Origin of the sequence: Paraburkholderia adhaesiva, from assembly GCF_021390575.1 — a bacterium.
GTDB classification, from domain to species: Bacteria; Pseudomonadota; Gammaproteobacteria; order Burkholderiales; family Burkholderiaceae; genus Paraburkholderia; species Paraburkholderia adhaesiva.
This window is the reverse complement of the sequence record NZ_JAJEJQ010000002.1, coordinates 1,187,399-1,207,039: the sequence shown is the minus strand read 5'-3', so window position 1 is coordinate 1,207,039 and position 19,641 is coordinate 1,187,399. Positions and strand designations below refer to the sequence as shown.

The window sequence follows — 19,641 nt, the reverse complement described above, 5'->3', positions numbered from 1 at the left end:
GTCCATGCAGACGTGCGGTTTCAGATCGTTTGAACACGGTATCGTGGCGGTGCGAAATGCCGCCACGGTGCTGTTTTCGTTCGTTTCGGCACGCTTCAAGAGTGCGGTAAAAAAGGTCCCTTCACAGGGATAACTATGATTTTGGAAATATTCCAAACTAAAATATACTGGCCTCACGCATGACGAGGCATCGTCGTGCGCCACGAAAAGATCAAGCAAGAGGACGGTCATGGCGGAGCGGTCGTTTGTCGAGGAAGTGAAGAAACTGCGCCTCGGCGCAGGTGAGGTATTCAGCGGCGAGGGCATCCTTGCGGTGACCAAGGCGTTGCTGGAGTCCGGCGTGGCCTACGTGGCCGGTTATCAGGGTTCACCGATCTCGCACCTGATGGACGTGCTGGCCGACGCCCAGGACATTCTCAGCGACTACGGCATACGCTTCGAGAACAGCGCGAGCGAGGCCACGGCGGCTGCGACGCTGGCTGCGTCCGTCAACTACCCGCTGCGCGGCGCGGTCACGTTCAAGGCGACCGTGGGCACGAACGTCGCTTCGGACGCGCTCGCCAATCTCGCATCGGGCGGCGTGACGGGCGGCGCGTTGATCATCGTCGGCGAGGACTATGGCGAAGGCTCGTCGATCATGCAGGAACGCAGTCATGCGTTCGCCATGAAATCGCAGATCTGGCTGCTCGATCCGCGCCCGAATCTGCCGTCTATCGTTCAGGCCGTGAAGGACGGGTTCGACCTGTCTGAAGCGAGCAGCACGCCGGTGATGCTGCAGCTGCGCATTCGCGCGTGTCACGTGCACGGCCAGTTCGTTGCGGCGGATAACCGGCGTTCGGCGTTCACGATCAAGGACGCGCTTGAAAACCCGGCTCGCGACGTCAATCGCATCGTTCTGCCGCCCGCGAGCTTCCTGCATGAGCGCGAGAAGATTCACGAGCGTTGGCCTGCCGCGGTGAAGTTCATCGAAGAGCGCCAGCTCAACGAATTTTTCGCCGCCGATTCACGCGATATCGGCATCGCAGTCCAGGGCGGCAGCTACAACACCGTGTTGCGGGCGCTCGAACGCCTCGGCCTCGCCGATGTCTATGGCGAATCGCAGATTCCGCTGTATGTGATGAACGTGGCGTATCCGCTCATCGATTCCGAGTGGGAGCGGTTTTGCGCGGGCAAGCGTGCAGTGCTCGTGATCGAGGAAGGGCAGCCGAACTTCGTCGAGCAGAATGCGGGCTCGATTTTGCGCCAGCACGGCGTAAGTACCGCACTGCATGGCAAGGACATGCTGCCGCTTGCGGGCGAGTACACCGCAGCGACGGTCATGAAGGGCCTGCGTGCATTCCTCGAACGCTACGGCGTGCTCGAACGCGAGGCGGTTCGGCGCAAGATTATTCCTGTGATGGCGGTACCGGCTGACGCACCCGCTGCTGAAGTTGCCGCTGAAGTTACCACTCAAGCACCATCGATCGAAGCAGAGCCGTTGCCCGCGCTCGACGACAGCGTGCACGCACGTCCGCCCGGTTTTTGCACCGGCTGCCCCGAGCGGCCCATTTTCACCGCGATGAAACTGGTCGAGCGCGAACTCGGTCCCCATCATGTGAGCGCCGACATCGGCTGCCATCTTTTCTCGATCCTGCCGCCGTTCAATCTCGGCGCAACGACGATGGGCTATGGCCTCGGCAGCGCGAGCGCCGCTGCGTTCAATACAAACGCCAGCAAACGTGCGATCTCGGTGATGGGCGACGGTGGCTTCTGGCACAACGGACTCACGAGCGGTATCGCCAACGCGGTATTCAACAAGAGCGATAACCTCACGATCGTTGTCGACAACAGCTATACGTCTGCGACGGGCGGGCAGGACATTCTCTCGTCGGCCGCGCTCAATCCGACGCGCAGCACGGGGCACGAGATCGAGCAGGCGGTGCGCGGCGTCGGCGTGGAATGGGTCAAGACGGTTCGACGGACGTATGACCTGAAGACGATGATGGCGACGCTCAAGAGCGCACTCACCACGGACAGCAAGGGCCCGAAGGTGCTGATCGCCCAGAGCGAGTGCATGCTGAACAAACAGCGGCGCGAGAAACCAAAGCAGCGCAAGGCGATTGCTGCGGGCGAGCGTGTCGTGCGCGAGCGCTTTGGTGTCGATTCCGATACGTGTACCGGTGATCATTCGTGCATTCGTCTCTCGGGTTGCCCGTCATTGTCGATCAAGCCCAATCCCGACCCGCTGCGTACCGATCCGGTGGCGAGCGTGATCGACAGTTGCGTGGGGTGCGGCCTGTGCGGCGAGGTTTCGCATGCCGCGGTGTTGTGCCCGTCGTTCTATCGCGCGCAGATCGTCAGCAATCCAACACGTCTCGACAGATTGCGTCAGCGCGTTCGCGACGCAGTGATCGGCTGGCTGCAGCGCCGCACGGCTCAACGTCTTGCGCGTTACACGTTCTGATTCGGGAAAGACAACGATGAAATCACAACCCATCAAGATCGCGATTCTCGCCATGGGCGGCGAGGGCGGCGGTGTGCTGGCCGGCTGGGTCGTCAATCTCGGCGAGCACAACGGCTACTACGCCCAGACCACTTCCGTGCCGGGTGTGGCGCAACGCACTGGCGCGACGATCTATTACGTCGAATTGTTTCCGCGCGACGAGGCCGAAAGCCGCACACCGGTTTTGGCACTGATGCCGCTGCCCGGCGACGTTGACGTGGTGCTGGCGTCCGAACTGATGGAGGCCGGTCGCGCGGTGCAGCGCGGGCTCGTCTCGGCGGAACGCACCACGCTCGTCGCGTCTACGCATCGCGTGTATTCGATTGCGGAGAAGACCGCAATGGGCGATGGCCGCGTCGACAGCGAAGCGCTCATCGCGCACGCGAAAAAGTCCGCCAAACGCTTCGTGCACTTCGACATGGCGCAGGCTGCGCAAGCGTCCGGCAGCGTGATCAGTGCTGTGCTGTTCGGCGCTTTGGCGGGGACGGGCGTGCTGCCGTTCAGTCGCCGCCAGTTCGAAGAGACGATCGAACGCGGGGGAGTGGGCGTGAAGCCGAGTTTGCGCGCATTCGGCGTGGCGTTTGACACGGCGTCCGGGAGCGCGGACTCAGACGCCGCGCAAGCGGACGTCAAGGCAGCGGAAGTTCCGGAACTGGCGCCGCGCGACCGTGCTGTGGCGTCGCTGATCGAACGCGTCCGCGAGGAATTGCCGGTAGCGATTCAACCCATTGCGCTCGAGGGTGTGCGCCGGTTGATCGACTATCAGGACCCGGATTACGCGGCACTCTATCTGAATCGACTCGCGGACCTGCGGCGTGCGCGGCCGGGCGCCGATACGGCGCTACTGCGCGAAACCGCACGCCATCTCGCACTATGGATGTCGTATGAGGACACGATTCGCGTGGCCGACCTCAAGACACGCGGATCGCGTTTCGAGCGGGTACGGAGCGAAGTGCACGCGAACGCCAACCAGTTGCTCGCCATTAACGAATTCATGCACCCGCGGCTCGAAGAAATCTGCGAAACGTTGCCTGCTGGATTCGGTCGCTGGCTCGCGCGGCCGCACTGGGTCCATCGGCTCGTGCGACGGTACACGCAGTCAGGTCGTGTCGTGAAGACGAGTTCGTTGCGGGGCTACCTGATGCTCTATGTAGTCGCGAGTCTGCGCGGCATGCGCCGCCGCACGTTGCGTTACGAACTGGAGAACGCGCGCATCGAGGCATGGCTCGCGCAGATCGTCGAGACGGCAACGTACAATCCCGAACTCGCCGTCGAAGTCGCTCAGTGCCAGCGCCTGGTGAAGGGTTACAGCGACACACACGCGCGTGGACTGAAGAACTATCAGACGGTGATGGCCGCTGTGGTGAAGGCAGGCGCGAGGTTGGCGCCTGCGACGCTGCGCGAGTTGCGCGATGCCGCCCTCGCGGACGAACACGGCCACAAGCTGCGTGCGGCGCTGGCTCGTCACGCGCTGGTTTGACCGCCGGAAAAAGCATGACGGAGACGCAGGCATGGATACCCACACGTTCCGCCGGAAGCACAAGATTCACTTTTCAGAATGCGACCCGGCCGGCATCGTGTTCTTTCCTCAGTATTTCGTACTGTTTAATGATCTGGTCGAGGCGTGGATCGACGAAATGCTGCCCGAGGGCTTTCACGGCTTGATTGGCGCGCGCAGGATCGGCGTGCCAACGGTGCATCTCGACGTCGACTTCAAGGCAGTCAGCAAGATGGGTGAGCACGTGTGGCTTGCGCTGGACGTCGAGCGCATCGGGCAAAAATCGCTGACGCTCGCGTGGACGTGCGTGGGCGTGGACGGAGTGGTGCGCATGTCCGCCCGGCAGACCATGGTGACGACTTCACTCGACACACATCTGTCGATTGCGATTCCGGACGACTTGCGGGCAGCGATCGTACGCCCGGCAAAGACCGCGGATAACGGTTGAAACCGGCGCGGGTGCGCTGCGTGGCGGAATCAGGAACGATCATGTTTGCGCGGTTGACCGCATGACGATACGCAATGCGCGTAAGTCGTTTAAAGCGCGGCCATTCCGGGCATCGATTTCAGGCGGATGGACGGTGCAGATCAATCAGCAGCCGCAGTGTGGCTTTGAGCTCTTCCGATTTTTCCTTGCCGAGTGGAGCAAGCACCTGGTCCTCATGGATCTTCGCTTGCTTCATCAGCGCCGACACGAGCTTCTGCCCCTGCGGGGTGATGCGGACCAGTGTGACGCGCCGATCAGTCGGGTGCGGGATGCGCTTGACGTAACCCTGAGCCTCCATGCGGTCGAGCAACCGCGTGACGGTGGGTTGTTTCGTGACGGAAACCTGTGCGAGCTGACCGATGCTGATCGCCTTGCCGTCCGATAGCGTGGAAAGCACACGCCAATCGGAGATTTCAAAACCGCTGGCCTGAACGATCACATGGAATTCGCCGGAAATAAGCTGGCTGACCTGCGCGAGCAGAGCGGGGGTGTAACTGTCGACGAAACTGCCGGTGGAAGACTGACTCATACGGGGAAATTGCAGCGTAACGAATGCGGGCCTTGCCCGACGACACGCGACGATACCACGGCGCCACGGCCAGTCATTTTCGTCAGGCACAAAAAACGGGTTAACCATGGTTTTGAATTAATTTAGACCTAAAGATAATTGCGTTGTCGCTATGCGGATCTCGCAGCAGCGTGAGGTGGTCCGGCGGGTGCGGAATGGCAGGGGTGCGAATGCGATGCAGCCGAGCTGCGTCGCATTCGCGAGAAGAGAACAGATGGTATTCGTGAGGAGCGCAGGATGACGAGCAGTCTGGAGCAACTGACTTTCGATCTGGCGAGCGGCAACGTACGCATCGTGGATCTGACGCAAACACTTTCACCGGAATTTCCGGCGCTGCAACTGCCGCCGCAGTTCGGTCAGGTCTGGGCGTTCAAAATGGAAAAAATCAGTCAGTACGATGAACAGGGCCCCGGCTGGTACTGGAACAATTTTTCCTGTGGCGAGCACACCGGCACACATTTCGATGCACCTGTGCACTGGATTAGTGGCAAGGATCACGCACAGAATTCCGTCGACACGATCGACGTGAAGAATTTCATTGCGCCTGCGGTCGTGATTGATGCGAGCGCCGAAGTCGGGGCGAATCCGGACTGGCTGTTGACGGTCGGGTTTCTCGAGGCGTGGGAAGTGAAACACGGCCGTATTCCGGCCGGCGCCTGGGTTCTGTTCCGGTCGGACTGGTCGAAGCGCACTGATCCGGCGGCGTTCCTGAATCTGCACGAAGACGGCGCACACACGCCGGGGCCAACGCAGGAAGCGGTCGAATGGCTGATCCACGAGCGTAAGGTTCACGGTTTCGGTGTCGAGACGATCAACACGGATGCGGGGCAGTCATACGCCTGGCCGATCCCGTACCCGTGCCACACGTTGATGCATGGTGCAAACCGCTATGGCCTGCAGTGCCTGAAAAATCTCGACCAGTTGCCCCCGACGGGCGCGGTTATCGTTTCCGCGCCGCTGAAGATCCAGGCCGGCTCGGGTAGTCCGCTGCGCGTGCTCGCGCTGGTGCAGGCATAAGCCTGAATTGGAGTTGTGCCCTCCGGCATCGCGGTGTCGGAGGGCTGCCGGTAGTTCGGGACATATCCGCCCGCGTTGGATGAAAGATGGTTTCTGTCTTTTATTCAGTAATGCGAATTACAAATTGCGAATTCGATTTCGTTAAGTATCAATGGAACGGCCATGCGCGAATGCCGAGGCGATGGACGCCGCAACGCAGATTGCGACCGGGCTGCCATACAATGCACTCGGGTGCCATTTCCGGAACGGTTCGCGTGACGAACTCGAATCCGCCCAGAGTGCAGCAGCGATCGTGCCCGTCGCGCACTCTGTTTCCTATATATTCGTCATACAGATCTGATTCATTTGTCAGTGCGTTGATGCATATCAATGCCGCAACGCGGACGACCACTACGCTTTGAAAGGGGAGCACCTCTGGCACATAAGCGAACTGGGAGAACGATCATGCGTGCACTGGATGTCATGACCACCAATGTCGTCACCGTCAAGCCGGACATGACTGTCCGCGACGCAGCTTCATTACTAGTCGAACGCCACATCAGCGGCGCCCCGGTGGTCGATGCGGGCGGACGTCTCGTCGGTATCATCAGCGAGGGTGATTTGTTGCGACGCGTCGAAATTGGCACCGACAAGACGACGCGCCGTGGGCGCTGGCTCGACTTCTTTGCGGCGCGCGCGGACGCCGATGCCTATGTGAAATCGCACGCGAACCGCGTGGAAGACGTCATGACGCACGAGGTGATCTGCGTGGGCGAAGAGGAATCGCTTTCGAAGATCGCGACGATCATGGAAACGCGCGGTGTCAAACGCGTGCCCGTGCTGCGTGATGGGCAGGTCGTCGGCATCGTGAGCCGGGCGAATCTGCTGCAGGCGCTGGCGAGCAGAGCGCAGGAAGCGGAGACGGTGTCGGCTACCGACCGTGAGATCCGCGAACAATTGATGTCCGAGCTCGAAGGACGGCCGTGGTCGTTCGCCGGGCGCAATCTCGTCGTCGAGAACGGCGTCGTGCACCTCTGGGGCATCTTCAGTTCGATGGAAGCGGTGCAGGCGGTGCGTGTCGCGGCTGAGCGGATTCCCGGCGTGCGCGGCGTGGAAGATCACACCGAGCCGTATCCGGCCATGCCTGGATTTTGATTGCGCTTTAGATGGCACTTCGCGCGGCGACGCATGGCGCGTCGCCGTCGCCGCACCGTGCGCGAGTGCGGCGCACCATCCCTACCGTCTCGCTGTCCCGGCCATTAGCGGCGCCGAATCTGCCGCGACGTCCTGGCAGCGGGCGTGACTCATCAGCCCGCTTCAAGCGCTGCCTGCAACCTTGCGAAAGCGCGTTCATCTGTGCGCTCGAAGTGCAGCGGGGTCACCGACACCCGGCCCGAATTGACCACGGCCGTTTCCGTATCGGGGCCATTTTCACGCGGTCCCCGGTTGAAACGCAGCCAGTGATAGTCGATGCCACGCGGATCGATTTGTGGCACGACATCGATTCCCTGAACCAGCCCGACACCCTGGCGCGTAATCGTCAGCGGTCCCGCCGCGCTGGCATCGATATCGGGGAAATTTACGTTCAGGCAGATGGGCGCGTCATGCGCCACGCGGGCGAGGCGGCGGATCGTATCCGGTGCGAGCGCGTGTGCGGTGTCCCAACGCACACGCTCGCGGTCCCGGAACGTCTGGCTCAGCGCAATCGATGGCAGCCCGAGCAGCACGCCGGTCATGGCCGCGCCGACCGTGCCGGAAAACATCGTTTCGACACCGAGATTGCCGCCGCGATTGATGCCCGAGAGGACGAGCGAGGGTGTCACGTCGCCCATCAGTTGACGCACGGCCATCACGACGCAGTCGCCCGGCGTGCCCATCACGCCGAAACGCCGCTGACCGCGGCGGCTCACACGCAGTGGCGAGTGCAGACTGATCGAGTGCGACGTGCCGCTCTGGTCGTGTTCCGGCGCAACAACCCAGACTTCATGGGCCAGTTCGGCCGCGACGGCCTCCAGCACACCGAGGCCCGGCGCGTCGATGCCATCGTCGTTGGTCAGCAGAACACAGGGCAGTTTCGGATCGGAAACAGACATGGCGGGTCTCTTCGGACGGGACAGTTTCAGGGAACGGCCATTATCCCAGAGTGCCGCCGCGCCCATGACTACGGGCACGAACGATGCAGGCTCGGGTCGCGACGGGACAGCGCGCATCCAGGATAGACTAGTTCGTCTGTGGCCAGGCGAGCGTCGTGTCTTTGGACGCGAGCTTCGGCTAACGTGTTCATCGACCAGCGTGGCTGCTCGCCGCGAGGAAAACGCCTTGAAGCCACAAGAATCTCCGGATATTGCCCGCACCCTGTTCGTCGTCGCGATTCTCTGTGCGTTGACGATCGGCTCGCTCTACGTGATGCGACCGTTTATCCCCGGACTCATCTGGGCGACGACGATCGTCGTCGCGACCTGGCCGGTGATGCTGGCCATCGAGCGCCGTTGCGGCAATCGTCGCTGGCTGGCCACGCTGATCATGTTGCTGATCCTGCTCGTCGTGATCGTCCTGCCGCTCTACGAAGCGATTTCCACGCTTGCGCAGCACGGCAGCGACATCATGAAGCTGATCGCAGCGCTTCCCGACTACGCGCTCACGCCGCCGCCAGACTGGGTCCGCGACTTGCCGGTGGTCGGCAGGGGCATCGCCAGCAAGTGGCAATCACTCTCGGATGCAGGCACGGGCGGTATGCTCGCGCAACTCGAACCGTATGTATCGATCGCGGCGCACTGGTTGATTACGCATGCCGCATCGGTGGGCGTGTTCGTCATGCACATGTTCGTCACCGTGATCATCACGGGCGTGCTCTTCGCGCAGGGCGAGCAGGCGAGCGCGTATGTCACGCGCTTTGCGGACCGCGTATCGCCGAGCTACGGTACCGAAGCGGTGCGCCTTGCCGGTGCGTCGATTCGTGCGGTCGCGCTCGGCATCGTCGTCACGGCGGTGATTCAGTCGGCGCTCGGCGGGATCGGTTTGTGGTTCGCTGGCGTGCCGGGTGCCGGCGTATTGACCGCCGTGCTGCTCATGATGTGTCTTGCGCAGATCGGACCGATTTTGCCGATGCTAGGCGGGGTCGTCTGGCTATTCGTCCATGACGCTCGTCTCGCGGCTGTCCTGCTGCTGGTCTGGTATGTGGTCGTCGAACTGGTCGACAAGCTGTTGCGCCCACTCCTCATCAGACGCGGTGTAAATCTTTCGATGTTGCTGATCCTTTCCGGCGTGCTCGGGGGCCTGTTTGCGTTTGGCATCGTAGGGCTCTTTATCGGACCGGTGATTCTGGCCGTGTCGTCCACACTGCTCTCCGAGTGGATCAAGGAAAGGAAGGCCGAGGCCTGAGCGCGCTTCCTCCAGACGCCCGTCGTCGCACGTTCCCAGCGTGCTTTTCGTTTCGTTTAAGCAACTCGGCAGCGAGTCGGCACGGCTTGCGATTAAACGCTACGATGTCTGCTGAACTTCGCAACGGCGATTGCTTCTGGCTTTCAAGCGCCTGACCGGTACGCTGCGTCGACCGGGGAGCCGGCGACCGTGTACACGGCGCGATGCTCTCAAGGAGACGAAATGGCTCAGTTCAACTGCGACGTTTGCGGCGTGCGTCCGGCGACGGTTCGGGTCGCCGTGTTGCAGGACGGCAGGCGGCGCTACGTCGACGTTTGCGATTATCACTACGCGCAACTGACGCGCCACCAGCGCACGCTAAGCCCGCTCGAAGCGCTGTTTCGCGGCGCGCAGCAAGAAGATGCTGCGCCGCAAGGCGTGCAGCAGGCGATGGAAACTGGCGACAGTGCCGTCGTCGAACGCTATTTGAGCGACGTCGCACGCGAATTGCTGCAGCGCGCCGCCGAACGCGCAATGCAGTTTGGCAGGCGCGAGGTCGATACGGAACACCTGTTGTACGAGATCGCCGGCAACGAGGCGGGTGTCGCGATGCTCAAGCGCCTCGGCATCGAACCCGATGACGTGCGAGCGTATATCGACGCAAACGCGCAGAAACGTGAGCCGCCGCAAGCCGTCGATGAGGGTCGTATTGCTGTCTCTCCGCGCCTGAAATGCGCGATCGACCGCGCGTTTCTCGTCTCGCGCGAACTTGGACATAGTTACGTCGCGCCCGAACATCTGGTGTTCGGGCTTTCGCAGGTGCAAGACAGCTTCGCCAGCCATCTGCTCGGGCGTTACGGCGTCACGCCGCAGAAAGTGCTGCAGCGGCTAGTCGAGGCCGAAGGTGACAAGCGCGAACGACCCGCCGCGAAGAGTGCGAGCCCCACGCCGCAACTCGACCAGTACAGCCGCGACCTGACGGCACTCGCGAGCGAGGGCAAGCTTGATCCCGTCATCGGGCGCTCCAGCGAGATCGAAACGGTTGTCGAGGTGCTCGCGCGGCGGCGCAAGAATAATCCGGTCCTGATCGGCGAACCCGGGGTGGGCAAAACCGCCATCGCGGAAGGCCTGGCTCAGCGCATGCTCAACGGCGATGTGCCGGAATCGCTGCGGGGACGGCGGCTTGTCGAACTGAACGTGAACGGATTGATCGCGGGTGCCAAATATCGCGGCGAATTCGAAGAGCGCGTGAAGCAGGTGATGGAGGAAATTTCCGCGCAGCGCGATACGCTGGTGCTGTTCATCGACGAAGTGCACATGATTGTCGGCGCGGGTCAGGGCGGCGGCGAAGGCGGCGTCGATATCGCCAATGTATTCAAGCCGGCGATGGCGCGCGGCGAACTTAACCTGATCGGTGCGACGACGCTCGCTGAATATCAAAAGTACATCGAAAAGGATGCAGCACTCGAGCGCCGATTCCAGCCCGTGTTCGTGTCGGAGCCGAGCGTCGATCAGACTATCAACATCCTGCGCGGCCTGCGCGACAAGCTCGAAGTGCACCACCGCGTCACGATCCGCGACGATGCGCTCGTCGCGGCCGCCGAACTGTCTGACCGATACGTGACGGGACGCTTCCTGCCCGACAAGGCCATTGACCTCATCGATCAGGCTGCGGCACGCGTCCACCTCGCCGCAACGTCGCGGCCCGCAGCGATCCTCGAACTCGAAGCGGAACTGGCGCAGTTGCGGCGCGAGCAGGACTACGCAGCGACGCGCAAGAATTTCGAGCGGGCACATGCGTTAGACGAGCCTATTGCGAACAAGGAAAAAGCCTTGTCCGAAGCCACCTCGGAGTGGAAGAGCCGTCTCGGCTCCGTGACCTCCGACGTGACGACCGAGCACGTCGCCGAGATCGTCGCGAAGCTGACGGGCGTGCCGGTCACGCAGCTCACCGCCGAAGAACGCACGCGCCTGCTCGAAATGGAGAAACGGCTGCATGAGCGAGTGATCGGCCAGGAAAAGGCGATCGTCGCTGTGAGCGATGCAGTGCGCCGCTCACGCGCCGGGTTGCGGCGCGGCAGGCGGCCGACTGCAGTATTCCTGTTCCTCGGACCGACCGGCGTGGGCAAGACGGAACTGGCGAAGGCGCTCGCGGAGGCCGTGTTCGGCGACGAGGACGCGATCGTCCGCATCGACATGAGCGAGTACATGGAGCGCCATGCGGTGTCGCGACTCATCGGTTCGCCGCCGGGCTACGTCGGTTACGACGAGGGCGGGCAACTCACAGAACGCGTGCGCCGCCGACCGTATTGCGTGATCCTGCTCGACGAGATCGAGAAAGCCCATTCCGATGTCTACAACGTGCTGCTCCAGGTATTCGATGACGGACGGCTCACGGATGGAAAGGGCCGTGTCGTGGATTTCAGCAACACCGTCGTCATAGCAACCAGCAATCTGGGTTCGGACGTGGTTTCCGGTCAGAAACGTTCGGGCCCGGGGTTTCTCTCGAGTGGCGAGGCGTCCACACAGAACGCCGTGCTGACCGAATTGCGCCAGCATTTCAGGCCGGAGTTTCTGAATCGCATCGACGAAATCATTGTGTTTCAGCCGCTCACCGATGACGAACTGCGCTCGATCGTGCACCTGCTGCTCCGCCAGGTGGAGCGGATGGCACATAGCCAGGATATCGAGCTGAAGTTCAACGATAGCGTCGTCGATCACCTCGCGGCTATCGGCTACCGCCCCGAGTTCGGCGCACGCGAATTGCGGCGCCAGATTCAGCAGATGGTGGAAAACGAACTGGCCAAGGCGATGCTAAAGGGCGATGTGAAGGAGGGCGCGAAGATCGTCTGTCGCTACGATGCGTCGCAGGGGCGCATGGAGTTCGTCGGTTCGGGCGGGGGCGCGCACTAGTTCGCACGGTCGACGACGTTTTTTCCTGGTTTCCAGGTGGAAACACGCGCAGGCGCCGCGTGGTCTAGCATGCAAATGGTGAGGACGGCGCCACGCAGCGTTGCGGCACGTGCGCCGGGTTTCGGTTGCGGGAGGCGTTATGAATGGCTACCAGCTCACGTTCTATACAGAACGAAACCGCCGCCATGGGCATCAGGCAATCTGCGACTGGCTGTTGTCGGAAGCGCGCAGGCTGCACGTAAGGGGCGCAACCGTGATCGATTGCGCCGAAGGCACCGGCCACGCAGGTGCACACCATGCGCCTCATGCCTTCCGGGCTTACGACCAACCGGTGCAGATTGTGCTTGCCTTGACTACGGACGAGGCCGCGCGATTGCTGGCACTCGTGCAGGTCGAGGGCGTCCACGTGTTCTACACGAAGATTCCAGTCGAGTTCGGCGTGATCGGTGCGGATGCGCCGAAGCGCGAGCGTCACCTGTTTCTGTTGCGAAAATGGGGTGCGTCGGCGGGTACCGGCGATCGACCAGTCAATTCCGGACTGCTGCCATGACAGCGGGCTGGCGCTCTCCGGTTTCGTCTCGCCGAAAGTCTCCGGCTTTGCCGCTCTCGCTCCTGCGTTATCGGCTCAGGCCGGCCTGGGCCCGTTGCAGCCATTCGCTGTTATGTTCGCGCGCATGGCGCGGCCAGTGCTTCGCGTCGTGCACGATCTCAGCGTAAAGTTCACGCGCACGCCGGCGGTCGGCATCGTCAGGCTGTGTCATTAGCCAGTCGGCGAACAGGCAACGGGGCGCAGCGTCGCTTGCGCTGGCAAGTGCCGTCTCGAACGCGGCGCGCGTGCCCGGTGCGCCGATCGTGGCCAGCGCCCGAGCGTACAGCAAGGCAGACACGGGTTGCCGGCGGGCGATGGGATGGACGGCGAACAGTTTTTCCAGCGTGACCTCTGCAGCGGAAGCGTCGCCGGTCGCGAACTGTGCACGCGCGAGCCCTTCGAGTAGGGCCGGATCGGATGCGAAAGGCCCACTGGCTGCCGCCTAGTAATGCTCCAGGGCTTCGGCAGCTTTTCCTGCATCGAGCAACGCTGCACCAAGCCGCATGCGATGCGCGACGGTCGGCGCGCGATCGAAATCGGTGCGAGCCTCGCGTACGGCCCGGTTAGGATCGACGAGCTGCGAGATGGCCCTCGTCGCGGTCCTTGCCCCACGCGAGTCACGCAGTGACGGCAAGTAAATGGCAAAGAAGTAGACCAGACTGCCGAGGCCCGGGAAGAGAAACAGGATCAGCATCCAGTACATGTTCTGGCGGGTGCGGATGGCATGCACCGCAAAGAACAGGGCGATGATGACGTAAAGGCTTATTCCGAAGAAACGCATCGACGAAAAGGTCAGTTGTGCTGCGTTGCCAGTGGCACGTCAGCGAAATGGCAAAACGCTATTGTGACAGAAGCGCAAATGGCTCTGCGGCCGAGCGGCGCTGAAGTTTGATTCTGTGCGAGGTCTACCTCCGGGAACCAGGGTTGGATGCAGTCGGCAATGGCGCGGTGCAAGTGAGAGCCACACACCGGGCGATGGCGGGCTCGCCGAAGGTAGGGGAGTCGAGTAAAGCGCTCGAATAAGGCGAATACGCGATCCGCGATATTTTTAACGCCACCTGTCCGTCAACATGCGGTCCGAGCGTCATTGTGATGGGCGGCCCGATGTCATCACCCGCCTTAATCCCATGATGGAGGATCAAATGCAATATCTCTTGATGATCTATTCGGACGAAAACCGCTGGAATCAGATGACCGACAGCGAGCGGCAGCAGGGGGTGGCCGCGTACCACGCGTACACCGAATCGCTGCAAAAGGCGGAAGCGCTCGTGGGCGCCAACCGGCTGCAGCACACGAGCACGGCCACCACGGTGCGGCTCGTCGACGGCAAGCCGCAAGTGCTCGACGGACCGTTTTCCGATTCGAAAGAGCAACTCGCCGGGTACTACCTGATCGACGTGCCCAACCTGGACGCGGCGATTGCGTGGGCTTCGCGTTGTCCGGGGGCGGGGCACGGAATCATGGAAGTGCGCCCCGTCTGGACCGCTCCGGGCGATGCGCGGACTGTCGCATGAGTCCATCCGGTAGCGGCCGCGGTAACGTCGGCACCGCGAATGCGGTTGCCGAGGCGGCCGCCCGGCGTAGTTACGGCAAGCTCGTTGCGCTGCTCGCCATGCGCACGCGCGATGTCGCCGCGGCCGAGGACGCGCTGGCCGACGCGTTCGCGGCCGCGCTCGCAGACTGGCCAGTGCGCGGCTGCCCAGCAAATCCCGAAGCGTGGTTAATGACGGTTGCGCGCCGCCGGGCGATCGACGGCGCGCGTCATCGCCATATCGGCGACGAAGTGGCAAACCAGCTCGCGATCCTCGCCGATGAGATCGACGAGCGTGAAAGAGGCGGTTTGCCTGACCGGCGGCTTGCGCTGCTGTTTGCGTGCGCACACCCCGCGCTCGACGTTGCGATTCGCACACCGTTGATGCTGCAGGTGGTGTTGGGGCTTGAAACGAGGACGATTGCGTCCGCGTTCCTGATGTCGCCCGCCGCAATGAGCAAGCGTCTCGTGCGCGCGAAGAACAAGATTCGCGAAGCGGGCATTCCGTTCATCGTGCCCGAACGCGAGGAATTGCCCGGCAGGCTCGTTGCGGTGCTGGAAGCCGTCTATGCGGCGTATGCGGAAGGGTGGGCCGACCCGGTCGGCAGCGATACCATACGGCGCGATCTCGCTGGCGAGGCGCTGTTTCTTGCGCAACTCCTCGTCGAATTGCTGCCCGATGAGCCGGAGCCGCAAGGTCTCTTCGCACTGATGCTGTACGCGCAGTCGCGTCGCGATGCTCGTCGCGATGCGGCTGGTGATTACGTTCCGCTGTCCGCCCAGGATCCAGGCACATGGAACGCGCCGATGATCGACGCAGCCGACGCATTACTGCGGCGTGCGAACGCATTCAACGCAATCGGACGCTTTCAGCTCGAGGCTGCACTGCAGTCGGCGCACGTGCATCGTTGCCGGACGCGTCGACCGAACTGGGACGCGGTCGTGCAGCTCTATGATGCGTTGCTCGCGATTTCAGCGTCGCCGGTGGTCGCGGTGAACCGCGCCGTCGCACTTGCGGAACGCGATGGGCCGCAGGCGGCACTCGACGCGCTGGAGCCGTATGCCGGCGATTCGCGGCTGGCCGATTACCAGCCGTACTGGGCCGCGCGTGCTGACCTGCTCGCGCGAGCAGGTGAGACGGCCGAAGCGCTCAACGCGTACAACCTCGCGATTGGCCTCGAGCGCGATCCGGCCGTACGTCGGTTTTTGCAGCGCAGGTGCATGGAGTTGCAGTCGGTGGGCAGCTAGCTAATGAATTCGATCGGGAGGTGTGCCATGCAGGAGAAACAAATGCGTGACGCCTTGGACGCGCACTGGCACGCGTCGGCGGCCGGCGATCTGGGCGCGGAACACGACATTTACGACGACGGCGCGATCTGCGAATATCCGCAATCAGGCGAACGAATCGTCGGAAGAATCAATTTGCAGGCGCTGCGGAGTCACCATCCGGATGCGCCATCGGGGTTCGATATACGGCGTATTCAGGGTAACGGGAATCTCTGGGTCACGGAATACACGATTACCTATAAGAACCGCGCGTCGTACGTAGTGAGCATCATGGAATTTCACAACGGCAAGGTCGTGCGCGAGACCCAGTATTTCGCAGATCCTTTCGATGCACCCGGATGGCGAGCTCAATGGGTTGAGCAGAGTGCGTGACGGGCGCCCGAATCGTATTGAGTAACCAGTCGCAACCTGTTTTAAATTAAGCGTATTACGTTGGATTATTAACTTGTTTATTTTGTTTCGACACTTAAATCTGGAGAGTGAAAACACCGGAATTCAGTGCGGCCGCCGCATGAATCATCATATCGACTACGAGCAACTGGGCCAGCACACGCCCAAAAAAATGGGGGCGATAAAGCCCCCGCTCACCAATCACATCGCCCGTAGTGCCGCGCGTTTGAGCTTGCCGGTTTCCGTACGGGGTAGCGCACTGATAAAAGTAATGATGCGTGGATATTTATACGCCGCGACGGCGTTTTTCACGTAGTTCTGCAACTCGCTCACCATCGCTTCATCGCCGGCAAAGCCCGGACGCAACACCACGAATGCTTTCACCGCCTGGCCACGCAGATCGTCAGGTGCGCCGATCACGCCGCACTCCGCCACCGCAGGATGCTGTAGCAGTACGGTCTCGACCTCGGGTCCGGCAATGTTGTAGCCGGAAGAAACGATCATGTCGTCGGCGCGAGCCTGATAAAACACGTAGCCGTCTGCGTCGATCGACACGGCGTCGCCGGGCAAATTCCAGCCGCCGCGCACGAATTTCATCTGCCGCTCGTCGGCGAGATAGCGACAACCCGTCGGTCCGCGTACTGCCAGATGACCCGTGACGCCAGGTGCCACCGGCTGGCGTGAGTCGTCCAGCGCCTGCACGACATACCCAGGCACCGCCTTGCCAATCGATCCGGCGCGCACATCGGTTCCTGCGGAGGAGATGAAAATATGGATCATCTCCGTGCCGCCGATTCCGTCGATCATTTCGATTCCCGTCGCGTCTCGCCAGAGATCGCGTGTCGCCTGCGGCAGCGCCTCGCCTGCGGAGACCGTCTTTCGCAAACTGGAAATGTCGTGGTCTTTCGCGAGTGGCGCCATTTGCCGGTAGAACGTGGGCGCAGTGAACATGATCGTCGCGTGAAAGCGTTCGACGATCTGTAGCAGCAAAGCCGGTGTGAGTTTTTCGACCAGCACCGTTGACGCCCCAACGCGCAGCGGGAAGCACAGCAAGCCACCGAGGCCGAACGTGAACGCAAGCGGCGGCGTGCCACAAAATACATCGTCGACAGCGGGCTTCAGCACATGGCGCGGGAACAGGTCGCACATCGCCAGCACGTCGCGATGAAAATGCATGCACCCCTTCGGCGTACCGGTCGTGCCGCTTGTGAAGGCGATGAGGCACACGTCGTCGCTCGCGGTATCGCATGCCGTAAACGCAGTTGGTTTGCCCTTGGCAAGCGATTCCAGACTTTCTGGCGCGTCGTCGTGGAAGTAGCGCACCTGCTGCAGGTCCGCGCAGAAGAATTCATCGGCGGGATCGGAGCAGCGCGACAGTTCGTCGGCGAGCCGCACGTCGCACAACGCCGCAACGATCTGCGCCTTGTCGATGAATTGCTTGAGTTCCTTCGCGCGCAGAAGCGGCATCGTCGGCACGACCACGAGTCCCGCCTTCAGCGCCGCGAGCAACGCCACGCCCATCTGCAGCGTATTCGGGCCGCGCAGTAGCACGCGATTGCCGGGTTGCAGCCCCATGTCTTCGACCAGGACATGCGCGCTACGATCGACGAGCGCACGCAACTCCCTGTAACTCGTGGCGTGCGGTGTGCCGTCGATATCGGACCACACCGCAGGACGGTCGCCGTGGCCGGCTTCGATCGCACGATCGAGCAGTTCCGCAGCGCAGTTCAGGCGCACCGGATAGGAAACATCGGGATTGTCGAGCAGCAGCACGGGCCATTGATTTTCGGGCGGCAGATGATCGCGCGCGAAGGTATCGACATGGGCGGACGGTTGCATAGCGTCTCCATTCAGGGTTCTGGAGCTGTCTGCTGCAGCTTTGCTTTTTGCTTGATCAGGCCGCGCGTGCGGTATCGGGAATGACCGCCGTCGCTTCGATTTCCACCTTGGCCTCGTCCTCGACGAGCGCGACCACCTGGACCGCGCTCATCGCGATGTCGTAATCGCCGATCAGCTCGCGAAACGACGCGCCGATTTCCTTGAGCGAGTCGAGGTATTCGCGTTTGTCGGTAACGTACCAGGTCATGCGCACGAGATGTTCGGGCTTGCCGCCTGCAGCTTCGAGCACGGCGACGATATTGCGCAGTGCCTGCACGGCTTGCGCGCCGAACTCACGGCTCGTGAAGCGCGCGTTTTCGTCCCAGCCGATCTGGCCAGCGATATAGACCTGCGTGCCGGACGCCGCAACGCCGTTTGCGTAGCCACGCGGCTTGATCCAGCCTTCGGGGAGGAGTGCTTTTTTCATGTGTCGTTCAGTTCAATGAGTGACGTTCGGGACCGCGCGCATCACGCCTGCGCGGCGGCGTGTTCCTTGAGCAGATCACGCCCGACGATCAGTTGCTGCACTTCAGTTGCGCCTTCGTAGATGCGTAGCGAGCGAATCTCGCGATAGAGCGTCTCGACGGTATTGCCGCTTTGTACGCCCATGCCGCCCCAAAGCTGGACCGCTGCGTCGATCACTTGTTGCGCTCCCTCGCTTGCGTGCCACTTCGCCATCGCCGCTTCGCGCGTGACGCTCTCGCCCTGATCGCGCAACCATGCTGCGCGATAGACGAGGAGGGCGCTGCTGTCGATCGTCAGTGCCATCTGGGCGAGTTTTGCCTGGGTTAACTGAAAATCGCCGAGCGTTTGCCCGAACATCTTGCGCGACGCAGCGCGCGCGAGACCTTCCGCCAGGGCACGACGCGCAAAACCGAGCGACGCGGCCGCCACCGAGGTGCGGAAGATATCGAGCGTGCGCATGGCAATCTTGAAGCCTTCGCCCGGGACGCCCAGCATCTGGCTGCGCTTCACGCGCGCACCGGTAAAACGCAGGCGCGCGAGCGGATGCGGCGCGATAACGTCGATGCGTTCTGCGATTTCGAGCCCCGGCGTATCGGCGTCAACGACAAACGCGCTGATGCCGCGCGAGCCGGGCGCCTCGCCCGTACGCGCGAACACCACGTAAAAGTCCGCGATGCCGCCGTTCGAGATCCAGGTCTTTTCGCCGTCGAGAACATAGTCGTCGCCATCTACGCGCGCCGCCAGCGCCATGGCGCCGACGTCCGAGCCTGCTTCGGGTTCCGAAAGCGCGAATGCGGCGAGCGCTTCGCCGTTCGCCACACGCGGCAGATAGCGCGATTTCTGCGCGTCGTTACCCGCGAGCGAGATGGCACCCGAACCAAGGCCTTGCATCGCGAGCGCAAAATCGGCGAGACCGCAGTGCTTCGCGAGCGTTTCGCGCAGGATGCACACAGCACGCGTGTCGATCGTATCGCCGTGTCCGCCGTAAGCGGTGCCGCCCACGCCGTAGCGCAGCCAGCCCGCCGCGCCGAGCTTGCGCACGAGCGAGCGGCAGGTCGAATCGACGTCGTCGTGCGACACGTGGGCGAGATGCTCGCGCGCCCACGCTTCGATGCCATTGGCGAGCGCGCGGTGACGGTCCTCGAAGAACGGCCAGGCGAGCGCGTCGTGCAGGTTGATATCAGTTGCGGCGTTCAA

At 62.3% G+C, this 19,641-nt stretch carries 16 protein-coding genes and 1 pseudogene; 11 read left to right on the top strand and 6 right to left on the bottom strand.

The features are described from left to right. Positions 1–229 precede the first annotated feature (229 nt). From L0U80_RS21040 to L0U80_RS21030, 3 genes are read left to right on the top strand one after another with little or no spacing between them, the layout of a single operon-like run. On the top strand, positions 230–2,443 hold the full coding sequence (locus L0U80_RS21040) for a thiamine pyrophosphate-dependent enzyme (RefSeq protein ID WP_233869473.1): 2,214 nt from the start codon (positions 230–232) through the stop codon (positions 2,441–2,443). Positions 2,444–2,459: 16 nt separating this feature from the next. After that, positions 2,460–3,962 carry an indolepyruvate oxidoreductase subunit beta family protein gene (locus tag L0U80_RS21035; protein WP_233869470.1) on the top strand — a complete coding sequence of 501 codons (1,503 nt, stop codon included), beginning with the start codon at positions 2,460–2,462 and terminating at the stop codon, positions 3,960–3,962. 31 nt (positions 3,963–3,993) lie between these two features. Beyond that, positions 3,994–4,428, top strand: coding sequence for an acyl-CoA thioesterase (locus L0U80_RS21030; protein ID WP_233869467.1), 435 nt, complete (start codon positions 3,994–3,996; stop codon positions 4,426–4,428). 118 nt (positions 4,429–4,546) lie between these two features. Here L0U80_RS21030 and L0U80_RS21025 read toward each other — a convergent pair whose 3' ends face one another. Next, positions 4,547–4,996, bottom strand: a complete 450-nt coding sequence (locus L0U80_RS21025; protein WP_233871503.1) for a MarR family winged helix-turn-helix transcriptional regulator — start codon at positions 4,994–4,996, stop codon at positions 4,547–4,549. A 276-nt stretch (positions 4,997–5,272) separates the two neighbouring features. On the opposite strand from L0U80_RS21025, the gene L0U80_RS21020 reads away from it, so the two are divergent. Then, entirely contained in the window at positions 5,273–6,052 is a 780-nt protein-coding gene (locus tag L0U80_RS21020) for a cyclase family protein (RefSeq protein ID WP_233869463.1), read from the top strand. Positions 6,053–6,496: 444 nt separating this feature from the next. Beyond that, on the top strand, positions 6,497–7,186 hold the full coding sequence (locus L0U80_RS21015) for a CBS domain-containing protein (RefSeq protein WP_233869460.1): 690 nt from the start codon (positions 6,497–6,499) through the stop codon (positions 7,184–7,186). 152 nt (positions 7,187–7,338) lie between these two features. On the opposite strand, the gene surE is transcribed toward L0U80_RS21015, so the two are convergent. Next, positions 7,339–8,124, bottom strand: coding sequence for a 5'/3'-nucleotidase SurE (surE, locus tag L0U80_RS21010; protein WP_233869457.1), 786 nt, complete (start codon positions 8,122–8,124; stop codon positions 7,339–7,341). A gap of 226 nt (positions 8,125–8,350) precedes the next feature. On the opposite strand from surE, the gene ydiK reads away from it, so the two are divergent. The 3 genes from ydiK (at position 8,351) to L0U80_RS20995 (ending at position 12,854) form a co-directional block, all read left to right on the top strand. Beyond that, entirely contained in the window at positions 8,351–9,412 is a 1,062-nt protein-coding gene (gene ydiK, locus L0U80_RS21005) for an AI-2E family transporter YdiK (RefSeq protein ID WP_233869454.1), read from the top strand. A 222-nt stretch (positions 9,413–9,634) separates the two neighbouring features. After that, on the top strand, positions 9,635–12,304 hold the full coding sequence (locus L0U80_RS21000) for an ATP-dependent Clp protease ATP-binding subunit (RefSeq protein WP_233869452.1): 2,670 nt from the start codon (positions 9,635–9,637) through the stop codon (positions 12,302–12,304). A 139-nt stretch (positions 12,305–12,443) separates the two neighbouring features. Then, positions 12,444–12,854 carry a DUF190 domain-containing protein gene (locus L0U80_RS20995; protein ID WP_233869447.1) on the top strand — a complete coding sequence of 137 codons (411 nt, stop codon included), beginning with the start codon at positions 12,444–12,446 and terminating at the stop codon, positions 12,852–12,854. Between the two features lie 67 nt (positions 12,855–12,921). On the opposite strand, the pseudogene L0U80_RS20990 reads toward L0U80_RS20995, so the two are convergent. Continuing rightward, positions 12,922–13,674 (bottom strand): annotated as a pseudogene (locus tag L0U80_RS20990) (hypothetical protein). Positions 13,675–14,035: 361 nt separating this feature from the next. On the opposite strand from L0U80_RS20990, the gene L0U80_RS20985 reads away from it, so the two are divergent. From L0U80_RS20985 to L0U80_RS20975, 3 genes are read left to right on the top strand one after another with little or no spacing between them, the layout of a single operon-like run. Beyond that, positions 14,036–14,407 (top strand): YciI family protein, encoded by a 372-nt coding sequence (locus L0U80_RS20985; RefSeq protein WP_233869444.1) that lies wholly within the window; start codon positions 14,036–14,038, stop codon positions 14,405–14,407. Beyond that, a complete protein-coding gene (locus tag L0U80_RS20980; protein ID WP_233869441.1) occupies positions 14,404–15,672 on the top strand; it encodes an RNA polymerase sigma factor in 1,269 nt (422 codons plus the stop codon). Before L0U80_RS20985 ends, L0U80_RS20980 begins: the two co-directional genes overlap by 4 nt. A 27-nt stretch (positions 15,673–15,699) precedes the next feature. Then, positions 15,700–16,083, top strand: coding sequence for a nuclear transport factor 2 family protein (locus L0U80_RS20975; protein ID WP_233869438.1), 384 nt, complete (start codon positions 15,700–15,702; stop codon positions 16,081–16,083). 219 nt (positions 16,084–16,302) lie between these two features. Here the strand turns inward: L0U80_RS20975 and L0U80_RS20970 are convergent, their stop codons facing one another. From L0U80_RS20970 to L0U80_RS20960, 3 genes are read right to left on the bottom strand one after another with little or no spacing between them, the layout of a single operon-like run. Beyond that, positions 16,303–17,940, bottom strand: a complete 1,638-nt coding sequence (locus L0U80_RS20970; protein ID WP_233869435.1) for an AMP-binding protein — start codon at positions 17,938–17,940, stop codon at positions 16,303–16,305. A 55-nt stretch (positions 17,941–17,995) separates the two neighbouring features. Then, the gene (locus tag L0U80_RS20965) at positions 17,996–18,406 is read right to left on the bottom strand and encodes a RidA family protein (RefSeq protein WP_233869432.1); all 411 of its coding nucleotides are present in this window, start codon (positions 18,404–18,406) and stop codon (positions 17,996–17,998) included. 41 nt (positions 18,407–18,447) lie between these two features. After that, on the bottom strand, positions 18,448–19,641 hold the full coding sequence (locus L0U80_RS20960; RefSeq protein WP_233869429.1) for an acyl-CoA dehydrogenase family protein: 1,194 nt from the start codon (positions 19,639–19,641) through the stop codon (positions 18,448–18,450).

Bases quoted from the DNA above. Each gene is read 5' to 3' on its own strand.
- L0U80_RS21040 (WP_233869473.1), top strand. From the start codon at position 230: ATGGCGGAGCGGTCGTTTGTCGAGGAAGTGAAGAAACTGCGCCTCGGC.
- L0U80_RS21035 (WP_233869470.1), top strand. From the start codon at position 2,460: ATGAAATCACAACCCATCAAGATCGCGATTCTCGCCATGGGCGGCGAG.
- L0U80_RS21030 (WP_233869467.1), top strand. From the start codon at position 3,994: ATGGATACCCACACGTTCCGCCGGAAGCACAAGATTCACTTTTCAGAA.
- L0U80_RS21025 (WP_233871503.1), bottom strand. From the start codon at position 4,996: ATGAGTCAGTCTTCCACCGGCAGTTTCGTCGACAGTTACACCCCCGCT.
- L0U80_RS21020 (WP_233869463.1), top strand. From the start codon at position 5,273: ATGACGAGCAGTCTGGAGCAACTGACTTTCGATCTGGCGAGCGGCAAC.
- L0U80_RS21015 (WP_233869460.1), top strand. From the start codon at position 6,497: ATGCGTGCACTGGATGTCATGACCACCAATGTCGTCACCGTCAAGCCG.
- surE (WP_233869457.1), bottom strand. From the start codon at position 8,124: ATGTCTGTTTCCGATCCGAAACTGCCCTGTGTTCTGCTGACCAACGAC.
- L0U80_RS21000 (WP_233869452.1), top strand. From the start codon at position 9,635: ATGGCTCAGTTCAACTGCGACGTTTGCGGCGTGCGTCCGGCGACGGTT.
- L0U80_RS20995 (WP_233869447.1), top strand. From the start codon at position 12,444: ATGAATGGCTACCAGCTCACGTTCTATACAGAACGAAACCGCCGCCAT.
- L0U80_RS20985 (WP_233869444.1), top strand. From the start codon at position 14,036: ATGCAATATCTCTTGATGATCTATTCGGACGAAAACCGCTGGAATCAG.
- L0U80_RS20980 (WP_233869441.1), top strand. From the start codon at position 14,404: ATGAGTCCATCCGGTAGCGGCCGCGGTAACGTCGGCACCGCGAATGCG.
- L0U80_RS20975 (WP_233869438.1), top strand. From the start codon at position 15,700: ATGCAGGAGAAACAAATGCGTGACGCCTTGGACGCGCACTGGCACGCG.
- L0U80_RS20970 (WP_233869435.1), bottom strand. From the start codon at position 17,940: ATGCAACCGTCCGCCCATGTCGATACCTTCGCGCGCGATCATCTGCCG.
- L0U80_RS20965 (WP_233869432.1), bottom strand. From the start codon at position 18,406: ATGAAAAAAGCACTCCTCCCCGAAGGCTGGATCAAGCCGCGTGGCTAC.